This is a genomic window from Campylobacter concisus (assembly GCF_003048985.1).
Classification (GTDB): domain Bacteria; phylum Campylobacterota; class Campylobacteria; order Campylobacterales; family Campylobacteraceae; genus Campylobacter_A; species Campylobacter_A concisus_AY.
The window spans coordinates 1-17,956 of the sequence record NZ_PIRS01000005.1 but is presented as its reverse complement, the minus strand read 5'-3'; the positions used below and the strand labels follow the sequence as shown (position 1 = coordinate 17,956).

The following is a 17,956-nucleotide window of genomic DNA, read 5'->3' as shown; positions in this document are numbered from 1 at the left end:
AAAAGATATAAAAAACATCAAAAACGGAACCAAAAATAAAATTTGCATAAATGTTCTACTAGAGACATTTTTACTAACAAAATTTAATCTATCGTAAAACATCAGCAACACATCAGCCGCTACCCAAAATCCAAGAGCAAGAAGAGCATATATCCAATACGAATTTAAAACCCCAGCTCTTTTTAATGCAATAAAAAAGAAGATAGCTATTGCCGCATCCACAGCAATAGAAGCACCACTTAAAAGCAGCTGATCTCCCAGATAAATAGCAAAAAAGTAAGCAATAATCAGGGCAAATATAAATAAAAATGAGCCGTTGTGAAAATTTGTCACTCTATCAAGCACGGCCACTCTCCGCTTCCTGGGCTAGCTTTTGCCACCTTTGCCACTCGCCACTATCATCGACGTCGTTGCCGATAGCCTCGTACCTAGCGTAAAAATGCTCAACAAATTTCTTGCACTCTTCGTCTTTTGGCAGATAGCTTTGCTCATCTTTTTGGCAAAATTTCTCCAAAAACGTGTTCGCATCATCTTTTTTGGCGTATGTTTGCGCTAGATCGAAGTAGTTTTGCAAGCAAATTTCTTTAAATTTAGCGTAAGCTTGCTCGCTCATATCCACGCTTAGTTTGTCGTCAAATTTAAGCACTCCAGCCCTAAAAAGCAAGCTAAGATGTATGAGCCCCTCGCAATAATAAGCCCTCACCTCATCGACCTTTCGCCACGCGATAAGCCCAACCGCGCGAGCTATCAGCTCATGAAAGACAGCCATTTTATACTCCGCCTCTTCGTGCAAGAAGAAATTTACTAGTCCGCCAGTCGTCGCCTTATACTCTTCTATAAATTTAAAGACGCCACTTTTATTCATACTCATCTCAGTATCAAGTCCGATAAATAAAATGTGCCCAAACTCATGGCCGATCGTTGAAATTTCATATACTTTTTTCCAAATTTTTGGCTTTAAAAATAAAATTTCCCTACCAAAATCCAAAAATTCCTTGCTAAAAATTTCAGCCCCAAGCTTCATAAAAGGCTTTGCTTTTGCACCCTCATAGACGTGATTTACAAAGGCAAAAATTTTCTTGCCACATTTTGCGCTCACGCTCTCATCATTTGGCACGACCTGAGCGCTAAAAAGCCCGTTTAGTTCAGCCCCATAATAGATCATCGGCACACTTATATAAAGCTGCGTTCTAGCGATATTTTCGCTAACTGCCTTGTTTGTCGCGGCGTTATCAAATTTGATCTTTTCGCAGACGCTCTCGTAGGTTTTTGTCACTTTTTCTTTAAATTTAAGCTCATCAATGCCCTCGCTATCAACCAGCCTGATATCCCACTCAAGTGCGACTGCGTGCGTGTAGGCATCCTCGTAGTACTCCAGCGGATGGCCTGGCTGAAGCGCGCCTTTTACATCCATCCACGCTATCTCAGCCTCTTGCCAAGCGTTTATCACCTTTGCATTATCCTCTTCGCAAAAGGCGTTTTGTAGCTTTTCAAGGTATTTTACATAAGATTTTTGCTCGTCATTTTGGGCTAAATTTCTTAAAATTTCAAGATTTTTTACAAATACTTTTTTAAGCTCTCTAACCTCATCTTTAAAGGCAAGCGCGTAAGGCAAAAAGCTAAATTTCTCGCCCTCTTTGCAAACTGCGCCATACGTTCTATCAGCTCTTACGCCATTACTATCGCACTGAAACAAGCCGTTTTTAGTGATGAACTCATTTGCCTCGCCTAAATCTTTAAATTTAGCTTCAAACTCTTTATTTGTGGTGTCTATTATCTTATCTTGCCATGAAATTTGCCACGCATTTAGACTAAGCCCAAGCTCGTGCATAGCCTCTACAAAGGCTTGATAGAACGGGTCTAAAATTTGCTCATCACGTGCCTTTTTTATAAGCTCGGCGTGTAAATTTTCATATAAATTTCTAACGTAGCCATAGATCAAATTTAGCACGCGTTTTTGCTCGTCCTCGCCTAAATTTAGCTTTTTTAGCTCATTTTGAAGCGGATCAACTTTAAGATCAACTATCCTTCTAGCAAGGGCTAGTTTTTGGCTTGGTGTGCCAGTAAGGCCGCAAATTTTCACAGCTTCAGTTATGATCTTGTCATCTAAATTTTTATAAATCGCGTTTAGCTTGGATTTTTGCTCTTTTGTAAGTTCGTTTAGTCTTTTAAAATCATTCATCTTTTCATCCCTTAAAGTTGCAGGATTTTAGCATAAAGCCATTAAAATTTGCTACAATTTACCAAAAATTTAAAATCTAAAAGGCAAAAAATGGACATTTTAAAGGACTTTGGCGAGCCACGCATCAAGCAAGTGATGCTACCAAAAGATACAAACTCAGCTGGCAATATCTTTGGCGGCTGGATAATGAGTCAGATCGACCTTGCAGGTGCTCAGGCAGCTAGAGAAATTTCACCTGAGCGAGTTGTGACAATTTCGATGAAAGAGATCATATTCAAACAACCAGTCTTTGTTGGCGACGTGCTAAGCTGCTATGCAAAGATCATCGCAGTTGGCAAAACATCGATAACAACGCAGATAGAAGTAACTGCACTTAGGCTAAATGACGGCGGTTTTAGAGAGACTATACATGTCACGAGTGCAACTGCGACCTATGTCAGTGTGACAAAAGATGGACTTAAAAAACCTATAGATGAGAAGCTAAAAAAGCTCCACGGCTTTTAAAATTTGGTTGCGATTTATGCAACCAAACCCCTAAATTTATCACTATTTTTAAAAGAGTTTGAAAAAAAGTAACTTCAAAAAAGAGAAATTTCAACTTATTTAAATGCTTTATAAAGTAAAATCAGCCCTTACACTTTTTTGGGAGAAAGATGAAAAAATCACGCTTAGGGCTTTTACAAACGCATATTTTAGATATCTTGACACAAGATGAGCTGGAGAAATTTGAGTTTAAAGAGCTGTCAAAAACAAGCACGATCTACACCGAAGATATCGAGATCATCATCTTAAAAAGCGGCTCAGCAAAGCTCTCATTTTTTGAAGATGGTGAGGAATTTATCCTTTATCATTTAGAAAAAAACAACATCGCCATACTCGATGACAACTGCGCCTTTGAAGTGCTTGAAGATGCCCAAATTTACGTCATTAGGCTGGATAAAATAGGTGAAATTTTACACAATCAAAAAGCTGCAAGCGAGATCCTAACAACCACTCTAAACACCATCATAGTGCAGCGCCAGATCACAAAGTCGATACTCTTTGAGGACGCAAAGGGCAGGATCGCAAATTTCTTGATCGAGCTTGCAAATGAGCAAGATCTAAAACAAAATGGCTACCGATATGTATTTTTGCCGTTTTCTCTAAAAGTGCTCTCAAGCTTTGTTGGTCTCAAGCGCCAAAGCGCCTCAACAGCCTTTAATGAGCTTATCAAAGACGACATCATCAGAAAGATCACACCGCACGAATTTCTCATCATCGACCACGAAAAACTTGAAAGTTACACGAATTAAAAAGCTTTTACGCCCTATCCTTAAATTTAGCTAGCCTATCTCGAAGCTCTTTTGAAAGTGTGAATTGCGAAAGCTCATATCTGTCAAAAATAACGATCATATCATCACCAAGTGCCTGCACTAGGCCAAAACACGCATCTCTATCGAGGCGATTTTTTCTAAATTTAACACTTAACGCATCGACCTTTTTCTTATCGCCAAAGCTCTTAATGGCGATCTCATCGATATCTTTGAAGAAAAATTTGATATTTTTTGAGCCTTTTGTGATGACAAATCCATCATCATCTATCTCAAAAAAGTTGTTTTGCAATATCTTTCTCACGCAAAAAAAGGTTGAAATGGCGCCAACGATGATACCAAAAAGAGAGGGCGTGCCAAGATCAAGATAAAAGTAGCTAGCGACGCTAAAAACAAATAGCCCAAGCCCAAAGGCTAGCGCCCAAAAAACATCTTTTTTACTCTCTTTGGTTATCATTTTTGCCCTTTTTATGCCAAAAGTCCAGCGCCATTTATCGCTTGGCTGCGCTCTTTGGCGTAAATTCTCTCGCCATTTATCACGTCATATTTCCAGATCGGTGCATTTGCCTTAAAGTCCTCGACAAACTCGTTTATAAGCCTTAGCGCGACCTTTCTTTGAGGACTAACAACACCTGCTACATAAGAGCTCGTATGCACTGGCACATCGCCTTTTGAGTGAGCAAAGAGCACGTAGGCATTTTCTTTTTTGGCTCGTTCCTGCCAAGCATCTAGCCATTTTTTAAGGATCGGCTCATAGATATCAAAGCTAAGCGCCGAAATACCGCCCTCTTCTCTTACTATGCCCACAAAAGTGATGAGCGCGCCGCAGTTTTTGTCTTTAAATTTCTCATACCACTCATTTGTGATGTTTTGAACATCCAAGCTTCCATTATAAATTTGCATCTTAGCCTCCACAAACTGGCGGTAAAATAGAAATTTTATCGCCTGATTTTAGAGCGAAATTTATATCGCTTACGATCTCGTCATTTACAGCCACAGCGCAGATATTTAGCCACTTTTTAAGCTCTTCTTTCTCGCTTAAAGCCGCTTTTACCTCGCCTAAATTTTTTGCTTCTACTTTTAAGCTCTCAAGCCCGATAGGCCCAAGAAATTCGATCTCTACCACATTTTATCCTTTGAAATTTTTGCTGATTTTACTTAAAAATAAATTTAGATATACTTATTTGAAAATTTACAAAAGAGAAAGAAAATGAACGAAATTTTAAAAAGCATAAAAACCCCAGCCTACGTCTGCGAAGAGGCAAAAGTACGTAAAAATTTAGAGCTTTTAAAGTATGTAAAGGAGCAAAGTGGGGCTAAAATTTTAGTAGCGCTCAAAGGCTTTGCATTTAGCGGAGTGATGGACTTGGTGGGCTCATACCTTGACGGAGCGACTTGCAGTGGGCTTCACGAGGCAAAATTTGCAAGCGAATACGTAAAAGGCGAGATCCACACATATAGCCCAGCCTTTAAAGATGAGGACTTTGATGAAATTTTAAAAATTTCAAAGCACATCACATTTAACTCTTTTGCTCAGTGGCAAAAATTTAAAGGTATTGCCCTTCAAAACGGCATCATCTGCGGCCTGCGCGTAAATCCAGAGGTCTCACTAGCGCCAACTGATAGCTACAACCCATGCGGTAAATTTAGCAGGCTTGGCATCACGAGGGCAAATTTTAAGCCAGAGCTTCTTGATGGCATTAGCGGGCTTCATTTTCACGCGCTTTGCGAGGAGAGTGCGAGCAGTTTGCAGGTCGTACTGGAGGCATTTGAGGAGAAATTTGGCGAGTTTATCCCAAAGATGAAGTGGATAAATATGGGCGGCGGCCACCACATCACGAGGGCTGATTACGACGTGGAGCTGCTTATAAATATCATTAGGCGCTTCCGCGAAAAATACGGCGTAGAGGTCTATCTGGAGCCTGGCGAGGCTGTGGGCTGGCAGACTGGCTTTTTGATAAGTAGTGTGCTTGACATCGTGCACAACGAGAAAGATATCGCCATCCTTGACACATCAGCCGAGGCGCACATGCCAGATACCGTGCTCATGCCTTACCGCCCAGCCGTTAGAGGCGAGAGTGAAAATGGCAAATTTGCTTATAGATTTGGCGGCAATACCTGCCTAGCTGGCGACATAGTGGGACTTGAAGCGGGCGATGCGGAGTATAAATTTGATAGCGAGCTTAAAATCGGCGACCGCGTCATATTTGAAGATCAAATTCACTATACCATCGTCAAAAACACGACATTTAACGGCATAAAACTGCCTGATCTTCTGCTTTTAAAAGAAAATGGCGAGGTTAAAATGATCCGTGAATTTGGATACGAAGAGTATAGGCGCAGAAACTAGTTTAAAATTCGTTTCTGAAGGTAAATTTGGCTTTTAAAATTTAGGTTAAATTTATCTAGCTTGTAAATTTCGAAAAACAGCTTTGAACTGCTTAAATTTAAAAATTTATCTTGAATGTATTTTTGTTTTCAAAATTTAAACTTATTAAATTTGACAAATTTAAAGCCAGACTGCAAACTCCAAAATGATTTAAATTTATTATCTACAAATTTTATCTTGACACTTTTTGTTAAAGCTATCTTAGCTTGCTATCCTTTTAAATTTAAATCAAAATTTGATCGTTAAATTTAGTAGATTTCTGACTTTATCAAAAGGTCACAAGCTATTTTAAATTTAATACCCGTAAATTTTGGCAAATTTATCTATCTTTGAGCTTTTTTGCCAGTTGTATTCGGTCTCATTTGCGATCTTTTGGGCTAGCTCCTTGCTAAAATGATCGCTGATAAAGCCAAGCGCCATATCCATGCCGGCAGCCACGCCTGAGGCTGTATAAAATTTACCAGCTCTTACCCACCTAGCGCGCTCTTGCCATTTTACTGCCTCGCCGCAACCTTTTACCCACTCAAGCGACCTTTTATTTGAGGTAGCCTTTAGTCCGTCAAGCTCTCCTGTGCGAGCGATGAGCGCCGAGCCAGTGCATACGCTTAGGCAAAATTGTGAAGCCAAAACGCACTCTTTAAGCTTAGAAATAAACTCGCTATCATTTACAAGTACCCTTGTGCCCTGACCTCCAGGAACTAGCAAAACGCTCTCTTTTGGTATCTTGTTAAGCTTTTTGGTCTTTATAAAAAAGCCCTGTTTGCTTCTTTTTGCTCCGCCCTCAAACGAAACATATCTAACTCTTAGCTCGCCAACTCTTGATAAAAACTCCACCGGGCCCATGAGATCAAGCGTCTCGTACTCATCAAATATAAGGCAAAAAAGATGCATAGTGCGGTCCTTTTTTGGCTAAAATTTGGCTTTATTTTAGCTAAATTTTCAGATCAAAAACGATAAAAATTAACAAAACTTAAATGTTTTTTATAAAATTTTTAGTAATCTTTTTTGCTAAGGTTTGCTTGTGATTAGCTCTGATATAATAGCCGCAAAACGGCATAGCTGTGTGATTTTAGCATATTTAACCAAAGCTTAAATCATTTAAGCTTTAGCAAATAAAGGAATAAAATGACGAGAATTCTTACTCTACTTTTTACATTGTCTGTTGCGGCAATGGCCATTGAGGGACCAACTGGCGTCAATCAATATGACAGCACCATTTGGGCAGCACAGAGGATAGAAAATATCAAGCCTTATGAGCATGGCTGGGGCCCGATATTTACTTTTATACAAGGCAACGATTACTTCGCGATAGCTGCACTTTCTATCATTTTAGCTGTTATCGGCGCGTTCGTGCTACACTTCTTGATCATCGGACCAAAACACTTTAGTCACGAGGGCAAAAAAGTACTTGCTTTTTCAGTATTTATACGTATAGCTCACGCTCTAGCTGCGATCTCTTGGGTCATCTTGGTGCCAACTGGTATCATCATCATGTGGGGTGCAGAACTAGGTGGTGGCACATTTGTGCGTTTCTGTAGATACTTGCACGAGATAGCAACTGTGATCTTTGCTATATCTGTGCTACCGATGCTCTTTAGCTGGACAAAAAGAATGCTCCCAGCAGTATACGACATCAGATGGATGATGATAGTTGGTGGTTATCTATCAAAGAAGAAAAGACCAGTCCCAGCTGGTAAATTTAACGCAGGACAAAAAGCATGGTATTGGATCGCTATCCCTGGTGGTATCGTGATGATCATCACTGGTGCTATCATGTACTTCATGGATTTTAAAGAGCCAGCAGTTGCTAGTTGGTTTGGTATCTCTCAAATCGATCTTTTAAGATACAGCGTAGTTATCCACAACTGCCTTGGCATCGTCTGTGCAGTATTTTTCCTAGTTCATATCTATATGGCTGCAATCGCTATACATGGCGCTATCTGGTCGATGATCACTGGATACAAAGAAGAAGAAGAGGTCTATGTACTTCACCACTACTGGTATCAAGAGCTTGTTAAAGAAAACAAGATCCCAGTATCTGACTACGAAAAATCTTACACAAATTTAAAATAACTAGCCTTGACCTTGCGACTTACGCAGGGTCAAACTCTCTTTTATAGCAAATTTCACAGCACAAATCCTTTTAAAAAATTAATATTTTTTAGCTATAATCCAAAATCAGTTTCAAGGTTTGAAATACTAATCACAAAGGAAAAACAATGACAAGAACAATTGATTGCAGAAATTTAGAGTGCCCAAAACCAGTCATCATGACTAAAAACGCACTTGAGGGCTTAAACGAGGGCGAAAGCTTAGAGATCATCGTAAATGCTTTGGCGCCAAAAGAGAATATCTCAAGATTTTTGAAAAATCAAAATATAGAATTTAGCCTAGAAAGCAACGGCAATGAGACTAAAATTTTAGCCATCAAGGGCAAAAGCGCACTTGAGCTTACAAATTTTGATGAATTTGTCTGCGACATAACACCAAAAAATGAAAAAGTGCTCTATCTAAACGAAGAGCGCGCAGGTAGCGGCGAAGTTGGCATAAATTTGCTATCAAAATTCCTAGGCGCACTTCTTCAAGTAGAGAAAAAACCAAAGATGATCATCTGCGTAAATAACGCCGTTAAGATGACGACAAACCGCTCACATCCAAGCTTTAAGCCACTTAAAGATCTTGAAGCTACTGGCGTTCAAATTTTAAGCTGCGGAAGCTGCTTGGAGGCTTATAAACTAGTAAGCGATCTTGCAGTTGGAGAAATTTCAAACGCTTATGAGATCATCGACATACTCTCAACTCACGAGCAAATCAAACTATGATCTATCACGACAAAAAGCTTACGCAGTTCGTTAAAGCCGCTGGTTGAGCTGCTAAGCTTGACCCGTCGGGTCTTCACAAAACGATTAGTAGTTTAAATTTATCTCATCCAAACCTGCTCTCAAGCATCGGCTCAAACGAAGATGCGAGCGTTTTCAAGCTCTCAGACGATCTTGCGCTCGTTCAGACGCTTGACTTTATCACGCCAGTAGTCAATGACCCATTTATCTACGGTCAGATCGCTGCTGCAAATAGCCTAAGCGACGTCTTTGCAATGGGTGGCGAGGTGATAAACGCCCTAAACATCGTGGGCTTTGATAGCTGCAACCTTGCACCTGAAATTTTAGGTGAAATTTTGCAAGGTGGAGCCGATAAAGTAAGAGAGTGTGGCGGCGTCATCGTTGGCGGACATACGATAGAGACGCAGCAGATGTATTATGGACTAAGCGCGACTGGCAAGGTGAGTCCACAAAATTTCTGGGCAAACAACACTGCAGAAGTTGGTAACGTTTTGATCCTTACAAAGCCTCTTGGCAGTGGCATCTTAAGCACAGCGATCAAGGCTGATCTGTTAAGTTTGGAGCAAATAAACGAGGCCGCAGGCATCATGGCACAGCTAAATTTCTACGCTCTAAAAGCACTAAGTGGCATCAAAGTTTATGCCGCTACCGATGTGACTGGATTTGGATTTTTAGGGCATTTAAGCGAGATGTTAAACGACAAGATCAGCTTTAATGTCTTTGAAAAAGATGTGCCAGTGATCGCAAGCGCGAAAGAATTTGCCGATATGGGCATCATCCCAGAGGGAAGCTATAAAAACCGCGAATTCGCAAAGCATTTTGTGAGCAAAGAAGCTGATATCGTGCTTTTTGATGCGCAAACCTCTGGCGGACTTTTGCTAGCTGTTAGTGAAAATGAGGCAAATTTAGCTCTATCACGCCTAAAAGAGGCTGGCTATGAGCACTCAGCTATCATCGCAGAAACGATCCAAAAAGGCGAGTTTGATATATTTTTAAACTAACTCTAGGCTAAATTTAGCCTAGTTTTCATGCACTAGATGATAAAATTTCTAAATTTCTTTTAATTTACCTAACCGCTTTATAATGTCAAGAAATTCAACAAAGGAGATATGATGAACTATCTTGAAATTTTAAAATTTCGTCACGCTTGCAAAATTTTTGACGAGAGCAAAAAGATCAGTGCGGGCGAGTTTGACTTTATCCTAGAGGCTGGCAGGCTAAGCCCAAGCTCGACTGGGCTTGAGCAGTGGGACTTTTTGGTCGTGCAAAACAAGGAGCTTAGAGAAAAGATCAAAGCCGTTTCGTGGAACCAAGTGCAAATCACATCTTGCTCGCATTTGGTTGTCATCTTAGCAAAGATTAAAGAGGTAAAAGTTGGCAGTAGCTATATCGATAAAATGATCGCTAGAAGAGCCGACAAAAATATTGAAGCTATCGCTGCAAGGCAGAAATTTTTTCTACTATCAAATTTTAAAAATGACGATGAGCTAACCTTTCAGTGGTCACACGAGCAGTGCATGATAGCTGCGACAAATATGATGAACGCAGCTGCAAGCCTTGGCATAGATAGCTGCCCGATCGAAGGCTTTGACAGACACGCTTTAAATGAAATTTTAGGCCTTGATGAGAGCGAAAAAAGAGTGGCTATCGTAGTGCCATTTGGCTACCGCCTAAACCCACAACCTGAAAAACTACGCAGACAAAGAGCTGAAGTAGTTACTTGGATCTACTAACTCACGGGGCAAAACGCCCTGTGATCTCTTTAAATTTAAACAAAAAGGCATTTTATAAGCTAAAAAAAGTAAATTTGCGTTAAAATCATGGCTAGTTTTAAAAAGCGAGGCTTAAATTTAATGCAAAAAAATAGCGCTAAACCAGTTTTGCAGATTTTTAAGAGGTTCTATGTAAAGATAGCACTACTTCTTTTTGCCTTCATCTTTCTTGCACTTTTTGTCATATTTGCTGGCATAAACGATATAAAATATGAAATTTCAACGCTAAATTTAATCACTAGAAACAATATCGTGAGTACATTTGTAGAGGTAAAAGACAATATCACCACAAAGGCAAGACTCATAGCAAACGGCGTAGAGCCATTTTATGAAGATACTGTTGTAAGTAAATTCTACGCCGCTTTTTACGTGATAGCAAAAGACAACTCCTTGCTTTATGAGCGTAAATTTGATGATGCCTTTGAGCTTCATAGCTACGATATTTCGTGGTTTTCAGATATCAAAGCAGGCGAGTTTAGGCTCTCTGATAGATTTTATAAAAATAGACGCTTTAAAGATATCTACATAGCTTACGGGCTAAAAAATGGCAATAAAATTCTCGTTCAGCTAAATCCAAATCTTTTAAAAAACAAGGTCGATACAGGCTACAATAAAAACCTTGCCGCATACGTCTTTTTGGTCGATAAAGATGGAAACCTCTCAAGAGATGAGTTTTATAGAAAATTTATAAAAGAGGACTTTAACAAATACATCTCGCAAGGTGGCGAGTTTAAAGCTGACAAGATCATTTTTATACTAAAGGATATGAATTTTTACAAGATCAGCTACCTAGAAGAGCAAAAGCTATTTGTCATAACAGGCTCTAGCAGGCAAGCACAGATCTTTATCCAGCTAGTTCTAGTCGTGCTTTCGTTCTTGTGTTTTGTCGCATTTAGCATACTTTGGCTACGTGATAACTCATATATAAAAGATAAAATTCTCTCTCCATTTATTAGAATCACTCTTTTTGCGGCAGATAAAAGTAGGCTGGCTGATGAAGAATTTGACATAAAAGAATTTACCTCGCTAAATAACAGCATCAAAAAACTCTACGAAGATAGAGATAAAGCTTACGAGACGGCACAAAGCTACGAGAGTAGATTTGGCTATGTATTTGAAAAGAGCTTTTTAAAGATCGTGGTCTATGACGCTTATACTGGCGTCATCACGGACATTAGCAACGCTCTTTTAGAAAATCTAGGCTACAAAAAAGATGACGTAGCAGATCTAAATATCAAAGAGCTACTTGAAGATGAGTCTAAAAATTTAGCAGAAGATAGAGAAAACGCTATCAATAATGATCTATCTTATGAAGCTAAGCTAAGGCGTAAAAACGGCGAAATAATCGACGTTTTAGCGACCCAAAGTAGCTTTGAGCTAGAAAACACAAGGCTAAATTTCATACTCATAAAAGATATCACTCAAGAAAAGATGACGCAAAGAAATGACGATATCATCAAAAGCTACGTCTTTTTATCGCCAAATGTCATCGCCATCGCTTCGGCACAAGAGCCATTTTTGATCATCCAAAGCACAAACAATGTCGAGAGAATTTTTAATGTCCAAAGCCAAGGTCTCATAAATTTAGAAGATATCATCGCAAGCGAGGACTTTGATAGCTTTAAAGCTGCCGTGCTAGCAAGTAAAAAGGCCTTTTTGCAAGCAAGCTTTAAAAATGAAGAGCTAAATTTCATAGCAAATATGACAAACGCTTACGGCAAGAAAATTCCATTTAAGATAAAGGCTAAATTTATCGATGCAGACGAGCAAAAGGTCATCTACTCATTTACCGATCTTAGCGACATGCTAAAGCTTCAAGAGAGATTTGAAAAACAAAGCAAAGAGAGCAAGGCACTGCTTTGGGCTAGTGAGGCAAATGTCTTTACTTGGGATAAAAGAAGCGATATGCTCAACATCTCAGACGAGCTAAGTAAAATTCTTGGCACGCAAAGCACTCTAAATTTCGAGCAAGCAAAGTCGGTCTTTGTCGATGAGTTTGATAGTTTTTATAGCTTTTTTGAGAGCTTAAGAGATGCTCAAACATACATAAAAGATATCAAGCTTTACAGCATAGATAAAGAAATTTTACACTTTAGACTAAGGGCAAAAGCGCTTGAATACGACGAATTTGGCGAAGTAAGCTTGATAAAAGGCACGTTAAGAGACCTTAGCCTAGAAGATAGCTTCTTTGTCTGCCAAGACCTACTTGCAAAAATTTTCTCATTTAGCAAAGAAGAGGTCATCTTGCTTGATGAGGAGCTAAAGGTCATTGATGCAAATGATACATTTTTTGAAAGTGCTGGCTCAAAAGATAGTGTATATCTAAAAGATATCACCTTTATAAAGCAAGGCTTAAGCGATATAAAGCACCAGATCATAGATACTATAAACAGCGGTGGCTCGTGGAGTGGCAAGGTCTGGAGCGAAAATAATAAAAACAAAAGCAAGCTTGAAGTCATAGAAATTTTACCGCTTATCGATGCGAACGAGAAAAAAACTGGCTACATCATGCTAGCAATGCTTGCAAATAACGAAGCACAAAATGAGAAATATCTAGAATTTATCGCATATCACGACCCGCTCACAAAGCTACCAAATAGATTTTTACTCTACAACAAGCTAAATTCTCTCATACAAAAAAATGAACAAAAAATAGCCGTCATCTACCTTGATATGGATGATTTTAAGAGCATAAATGACAACTTCGGTCACCAAATAGGCGATAAATTTCTAGTAGCTATCTCTGAAAAGATAGGCGCTATGTTTAATGGCAAAAATATCTTTGCAAGGATAGGTGGAGATGAGTTTGTAGGCGTCATAAACTACGAAAATTTAGGCGAAGTCTATGAGATAGCGCAAAATATGCTAAGGCTGGCTTCAGATGAAGTAAAGATAGACGAGCTAAAACTAAAAGCAAGCGCTAGCGTAGGCATAGCCTTGGCTGATAGTGAGCTTGGAGCTGATGATGTGCTACAAAGAGCCGACTGGGCGATGTATCAAGCCAAGATAAGTGGCAAAAACAGAAGCTATACATTTGATGCGAAAAAAGATGTCTATTTTAAGAGCCAGTATGAAGACGGCTCAAAAATTTTAAAAGCGCTTGACGCTGGCGAGATGTTTTTAGAATTTCAACCTGAGATCAGCTTTAGCACGGGCGAGACTTTAAGTTTTGAAGCGCTTATTAGATGGAGAAAAGATGGCGAGATCATCTATCCAAGCGACTTTTTGCCACTCATAAAGACAAGTAGCGCATCGAGCAATATCGCTTTATTTACGATAAAAGAGGCGCTTTTAGCAAGAAAAATGTGGCTAGAAAATGGCATAAGCGCAAAGGTTCGCGTAAATTTAAGCGTTAAAAAGCTCTTTACGGAGGAATTTTGGCATAAATTTAAAGCGATATTTGATGAGGATAAAAGCCTTGATCCAACTGGGCTTATCATCGATGTTATCGACGCTGCAACAGCTACAAATTTAGAAGTTTTAGAAATTTATGTGAGAAAATATAAAGAGCTTGGCATACACTTCTCGCTTGACGACTTTGCCTCATACTCAAGCTCGATAGAAGCTCTTGGCATGCTAAAGACAAACCGCTTTAATATAGATAATAAATTTTGCAAGCATATCTTTAACTCAAAAGAGGCACTTGAGAGCATAAATATGATAAGGTTTGTGGCTGATAAATTTGGACTAAATGCGACTATAAAAAATATCGATGACAAAAGAACGCTTGAGTTTTTACTTGGTCTTGGTTTTGATAAATTTCAAGGTAACATTTTCTCATTGGCGCTTTTGGCAAAAGATGCTGCTTCGTTTAAATTTGAGAGACCATATCTGCACATAAAAGACTATAAAAATAGTGAAAATTTCGAGCTTTTCAAAGGCTTAGTCGTGCTAAAAGAGCTTGCAAATGAAGTGATAGCAAATTTAAATCAAGACGACAAACTAGCACAAAGCCTAAAGCAAAAAATAGAAGATGAGATAAAAAATATAGGTAAATTTAATCAAGAAATTTCCATAAATTTAAGCAAACTAGCAAGCAGTAGTGACAGCGGCGAACTCTATAATCTAGCCATGTCCATCATCAAAGAGTGCGATATAAATTTAGGTTTTAGTAAGGAGATAAGAGTTGAGTGATGTAAATGTTTATGAGCACGAGATCCCAAACGGAAGCAAACTTTACTTTGCAAAAAGTGCGAAGTTAAAGAGAAAAATCGAGCAAAAAGCGAGTGAAATTTTAGAAGATGAAGGTTTTAGCGAGATCGTAACGCCGTTTTTTTCGTATCATCAACATCTAAGCGTAGATGCGACAAATCTTCTGCGCTTTAGCGACAGTCTAAACCACGAGATAAGCCTAAGGGCTGATAGCACGGTTGATACCGTTAGGATCGTGCTTAGAAGACTTAAGGCAAATGAGCCAAAGAGGTGGTTTTACATCCAGCCAGTCTTTCGCTACCCAAGCCAAGAAATTTATCAAATAGGCGCTGAGCTTATCGGCGAAAACGACATTTTAAAGAGCATAAACATCGTTGCAAAGCTCTTTAGCGAGCTTGAGATCGGCGCTTGTTTGCAGCTTAGCAACATGCAAATCCCAAGGATAATTTGCGAAATTTTAAACTTAGAGATAGAAATTTTTGAAAATTCATGGCTAGAAAAGATACTAGCCCAAAATGTGCCGTGGCTTAGCAAACTAGCCCTTTTAAAGGACGCTAGTGAGCTTGATGAGATAGTAAATTTAGTCCCTGATAAGCTAAAAGAGGCGCTAAGAAATTTACAAAACGTAGCCAAATCACTAGAATATAAAAATTTAAGAATAGTTCCGCTATATTATTCAAAAATGAGATATTATGATAGTTTATTTTTTAGATTTTTAAAAAACAACGCCATCTTAGCAAGTGGCGGAAACTATGAAATAGACGATATTTCAAGCAGCGGGTTCGCTGTTTATACTGATGCATTGATAGAAGAAAAAATTAATTTAAGGAAGTAAGAATGAGAAAGGCTGATTTAGTAGTTGGTGTTCAATGGGGTGATGAGGGCAAAGGCAAGATAGTTGATATGCTAGGACTAAACTATGACATGATTTGTCGCTCTCAAGGTGGCCACAACGCTGGTCATACGATCTGGGTCGATGGCGTAAGATACGCACTTCACCTTGTCCCAAGCGGAATTTTACACAAAAATATCATAAATATCATCGGCAACGGCGTCGTTGTCTCTCCAGAGGTGCTTATCACTGAGATGGCGCAATTTGACAACTTAGAGGGCAGACTTTATATAAGCGACAAAGCACACTTAAATTTAAGCTACCACAGCCAAGTCGATCAAGCAAAAGAGCGCTTAAAAGGTGAAAAAGCGATCGGAACGACTGGCAAAGGCATCGGACCAACATACGCAGACAAGATAAGTAGAAGCGGCCACAGAGTTGGCGAGCTACTTGAGCCAGAGCGCTTGTGCGATGCTTTGATGCATGATTTTGAAACAAATAAACCCGTATTTGACGCTCTTGGCGTAAAGATACCTGAAGAAAATGAGCTGCTTGAAGAGCTAAAAAGATATAAAGAGGTACTTGCTCCATTTATCGCAAATACTACAAATTTAGTTTGGAAAGCGCTTGATGAAGACAAAAAAGTCCTACTTGAAGGCGCTCAAGGCACACTTTTAGACATCGATCACGGCACATATCCTTATGTAACTAGCTCAAATACCATAAGCGCTGGCGCTTGCACAGGCCTTGGACTAAATCCAAAAGAGATAGGCAAGGTAATAGGTGTCATCAAAGCATATACAACTCGCGTAGGACACGGACCTTTCCCAACTGAAGATAAAGGCACGAACGGCGATAAGATGTGTGAGATCGGTAAAGAATTTGGCACAACAACAGGCCGCCGCAGACGTTGTGGTTGGTTTGACGCAGTAAGCGTAAAATACGCTTCAAGGCTTGATGGCGTAGATACTTATGCGCTTATGAAGCTTGACGTACTTGATGGCTTTGAGGTGGTAAAAATTTGCAAAGCGTATCAATATAACGGCGAGACCATAGACTACGTGCCAACAGATCTTGAAAATGCAACGCCTATCTATGAAGAGCTTGCGGGCTGGGACAGCGTAAAAGGCATCAGCAGGTATGAAGACCTGCCAGCAAACGCAAGAGCATATATCGAGCGTATCGAGGAGCTAACTGGTGTGAAGGTCGGCTACATCTCAACAAGCCCTGAGAGAAGCGATACGATCATTAGATGAAAAGCAAATTTACCTCCGTCGTCCGCGTCAAAAAGCAGGAGATGGATAAGGTAGAGGCTAAGCTCGTCGTTGCTAGGCTAAATGTAAGAAATGCTGAAGAAAAAATAGCACTCTTAAGGGCCAAGCTTAATGAGTTTAGCCTGCCAAAAAGTGGCAACATAGGCGAGCTAAGAGAAAATTTAGAGCTCATAAATATAGCAAGAGCCGAGCTGAGTGCCTGCAAAGAGAGCTTAGAGATAGCAAAAAAAGAGGTCTTGCACTACGAGCACAAATATAAAAATGCAAATTTAGAGTATGAAAAGATGAAATATCTAGAAAAAGAAGAATTTAAAAAAGAGATAAAACGCATACAAAAGGCTGAAGCACTCGCTCTTGATGAGTTTGCGGTTATGAAATTTGCAGCCAAAAGCGAGGCGTAATGAGGGCTGTTTTACTCTTTTTTATGGTCATAAATTTTGCATTTTGCTTTGAAGTGCCAGTTGATTGCACTCAGATCTTCGAAGCTAGAAAAGAGGAAATTTCAAAGGAACTTGAGGTCATCGATGAGCAGCGCCAAGCCCTAGAAGTCTTTCGAGCAAGCTCAGCTGCAGCTTATGAAGAGAACAACAAAAAGCTTGCCAAAAAAGAGGCTGATCTAAATGCGACGATGAAGGTGATCGAGCAAAAACGCAAAGAGATCGACGAAGTTGTCGCTAAAAATGAGAAAATTTTAAAAGAGCTTCGCACGATGACAACTGATAAAGTCAATGAATCCTACGCCAAAATGAAAGATGGCGCAGCAGCCGAAGTGCTCTCGCAAATGCCAAGGTCAAACGCTGCTACCATACTTTACGCCCTTGATGCAAAAAAGATATCAACCATCATGGCTAAGATGGATCCAAAGGTTGCCTCTGAAGTGACAGCACTACTTCAAAAAGGCCCTCCATTTGTAGATGAAAAAGGTGATATGCCAGCTCCAGCTGGAAGCATAAATATGCAGTAAAATTAACTTACTGCAGCTCTATAAAAGCCAAATTTAACTAATAAATTTAACCTATTTGCTCACCCGTCTCTTATTTTTACTCCTGCTCTTGTTTTATAAAATTTAGTGGCGACTTACTTTTTACACATAGAGGCATAAGTGGCCCAGCGATACTAAACGCTTCACTTTTTTGGCAAAAGGGGCGAATTTGCATAAATTTTTTGCCTAAATTTAGTGAGAAAAACTTAGTAAATGGTAAAAA

Annotated in this window: 17 protein-coding genes and 1 pseudogene; 13 read left to right on the top strand and 5 right to left on the bottom strand. The window is 39.4% G+C overall.

Features of this window, described 5'->3' with window-relative positions:
• Window positions 1–337: 337 nt before the first annotated feature.
• Entirely contained in the window at window positions 338–2,182 is a 1,845-nt protein-coding gene (ciaB, locus tag CVS91_RS04450; protein ID WP_107830594.1) for an invasion protein CiaB, read from the bottom strand.
• A gap of 90 nt (window positions 2,183–2,272) precedes the next feature.
• Here ciaB and CVS91_RS04445 point away from each other — a divergent pair, with 90 nt between their 5' ends.
• Window positions 2,273–2,686 (top strand): acyl-CoA thioesterase, encoded by a 414-nt coding sequence (locus tag CVS91_RS04445; protein WP_012140406.1) that lies wholly within the window; start codon window positions 2,273–2,275, stop codon window positions 2,684–2,686.
• 149 nt (window positions 2,687–2,835) lie between these two features.
• Window positions 2,836–3,474 (top strand): Crp/Fnr family transcriptional regulator, encoded by a 639-nt coding sequence (locus tag CVS91_RS04440; RefSeq protein ID WP_107830592.1) that lies wholly within the window; start codon window positions 2,836–2,838, stop codon window positions 3,472–3,474.
• Window positions 3,475–3,481: 7 nt separating this feature from the next.
• On the opposite strand, the gene CVS91_RS04435 is transcribed toward CVS91_RS04440, so the two are convergent.
• From CVS91_RS04435 to CVS91_RS04425, 3 genes are read right to left on the bottom strand one after another with little or no spacing between them, the layout of a single operon-like run.
• Window positions 3,482–3,949 carry a hypothetical protein gene (locus CVS91_RS04435; protein WP_012140408.1) on the bottom strand — a complete coding sequence of 156 codons (468 nt, stop codon included), beginning with the start codon at window positions 3,947–3,949 and terminating at the stop codon, window positions 3,482–3,484.
• A gap of 11 nt (window positions 3,950–3,960) precedes the next feature.
• A complete protein-coding gene (locus tag CVS91_RS04430; protein WP_012140409.1) occupies window positions 3,961–4,395 on the bottom strand; it encodes a molybdopterin synthase catalytic subunit in 435 nt (144 codons plus the stop codon).
• A gap of 1 nt (window position 4,396) precedes the next feature.
• Entirely contained in the window at window positions 4,397–4,618 is a 222-nt protein-coding gene (locus CVS91_RS04425; protein ID WP_107830590.1) for a MoaD/ThiS family protein, read from the bottom strand.
• An 84-nt stretch (window positions 4,619–4,702) separates the two neighbouring features.
• On the opposite strand from CVS91_RS04425, the gene nspC reads away from it, so the two are divergent.
• The gene (gene nspC / locus CVS91_RS04420) at window positions 4,703–5,842 is read left to right on the top strand and encodes a carboxynorspermidine decarboxylase (RefSeq protein WP_107830588.1); all 1,140 of its coding nucleotides are present in this window, start codon (window positions 4,703–4,705) and stop codon (window positions 5,840–5,842) included.
• A gap of 333 nt (window positions 5,843–6,175) precedes the next feature.
• Here the strand turns inward: nspC and CVS91_RS04415 are convergent, their stop codons facing one another.
• Window positions 6,176–6,772: a DJ-1/PfpI family protein gene (locus CVS91_RS04415; RefSeq protein WP_107830586.1), complete on the bottom strand. Its 597-nt coding sequence runs from the start codon at window positions 6,770–6,772 to the stop codon at window positions 6,176–6,178.
• A gap of 234 nt (window positions 6,773–7,006) precedes the next feature.
• Between CVS91_RS04415 and CVS91_RS04410 the strand changes: the two genes are divergently transcribed.
• The 10 genes and pseudogenes from CVS91_RS04410 to CVS91_RS04365 form a co-directional block, all read left to right on the top strand.
• Window positions 7,007–7,954, top strand: a complete 948-nt coding sequence (locus CVS91_RS04410) for a formate dehydrogenase subunit gamma (protein WP_107830584.1) — start codon at window positions 7,007–7,009, stop codon at window positions 7,952–7,954.
• Between the two features lie 146 nt (window positions 7,955–8,100).
• Window positions 8,101–8,703: a sulfurtransferase-like selenium metabolism protein YedF gene (yedF, locus tag CVS91_RS04405; protein WP_107830582.1), complete on the top strand. Its 603-nt coding sequence runs from the start codon at window positions 8,101–8,103 to the stop codon at window positions 8,701–8,703.
• Window positions 8,700–9,722, top strand: a complete 1,023-nt coding sequence (selD, locus tag CVS91_RS04400; protein WP_107830580.1) for a selenide, water dikinase SelD — start codon at window positions 8,700–8,702, stop codon at window positions 9,720–9,722. The genes yedF and selD overlap by 4 nt, the downstream gene beginning before the upstream one ends.
• 111 nt (window positions 9,723–9,833) lie before the next feature.
• The gene (locus tag CVS91_RS04395) at window positions 9,834–10,454 is read left to right on the top strand and encodes an NAD(P)H-dependent oxidoreductase (RefSeq protein WP_107830578.1); all 621 of its coding nucleotides are present in this window, start codon (window positions 9,834–9,836) and stop codon (window positions 10,452–10,454) included.
• 120 nt (window positions 10,455–10,574) lie between these two features.
• Complete coding sequence (locus CVS91_RS04390) at window positions 10,575–14,627, top strand: diguanylate cyclase domain-containing protein (protein ID WP_234409663.1); 4,053 nt, start codon at window positions 10,575–10,577, stop codon at window positions 14,625–14,627.
• A complete protein-coding gene (locus CVS91_RS04385) occupies window positions 14,620–15,480 on the top strand; it encodes an ATP phosphoribosyltransferase regulatory subunit (protein WP_107830574.1) in 861 nt (286 codons plus the stop codon). The genes CVS91_RS04390 and CVS91_RS04385 overlap by 8 nt, the downstream gene beginning before the upstream one ends.
• A 2-nt stretch (window positions 15,481–15,482) precedes the next feature.
• Window positions 15,483–16,733 (top strand): adenylosuccinate synthase, encoded by a 1,251-nt coding sequence (locus CVS91_RS04380; protein WP_012140419.1) that lies wholly within the window; start codon window positions 15,483–15,485, stop codon window positions 16,731–16,733.
• Complete coding sequence (locus tag CVS91_RS04375) at window positions 16,730–17,152, top strand: flagellar export protein FliJ (protein ID WP_021086090.1); 423 nt, start codon at window positions 16,730–16,732, stop codon at window positions 17,150–17,152. Before CVS91_RS04380 ends, CVS91_RS04375 begins: the two co-directional genes overlap by 4 nt.
• Window positions 17,152–17,715 (top strand): MotE family protein, encoded by a 564-nt coding sequence (locus tag CVS91_RS04370; protein WP_009295375.1) that lies wholly within the window; start codon window positions 17,152–17,154, stop codon window positions 17,713–17,715. Before CVS91_RS04375 ends, CVS91_RS04370 begins: the two co-directional genes overlap by 1 nt.
• Before the next feature lie 98 nt (window positions 17,716–17,813).
• A pseudogene (locus CVS91_RS04365) lies at window positions 17,814–17,956 on the top strand (hypothetical protein); the annotation flags it as partial.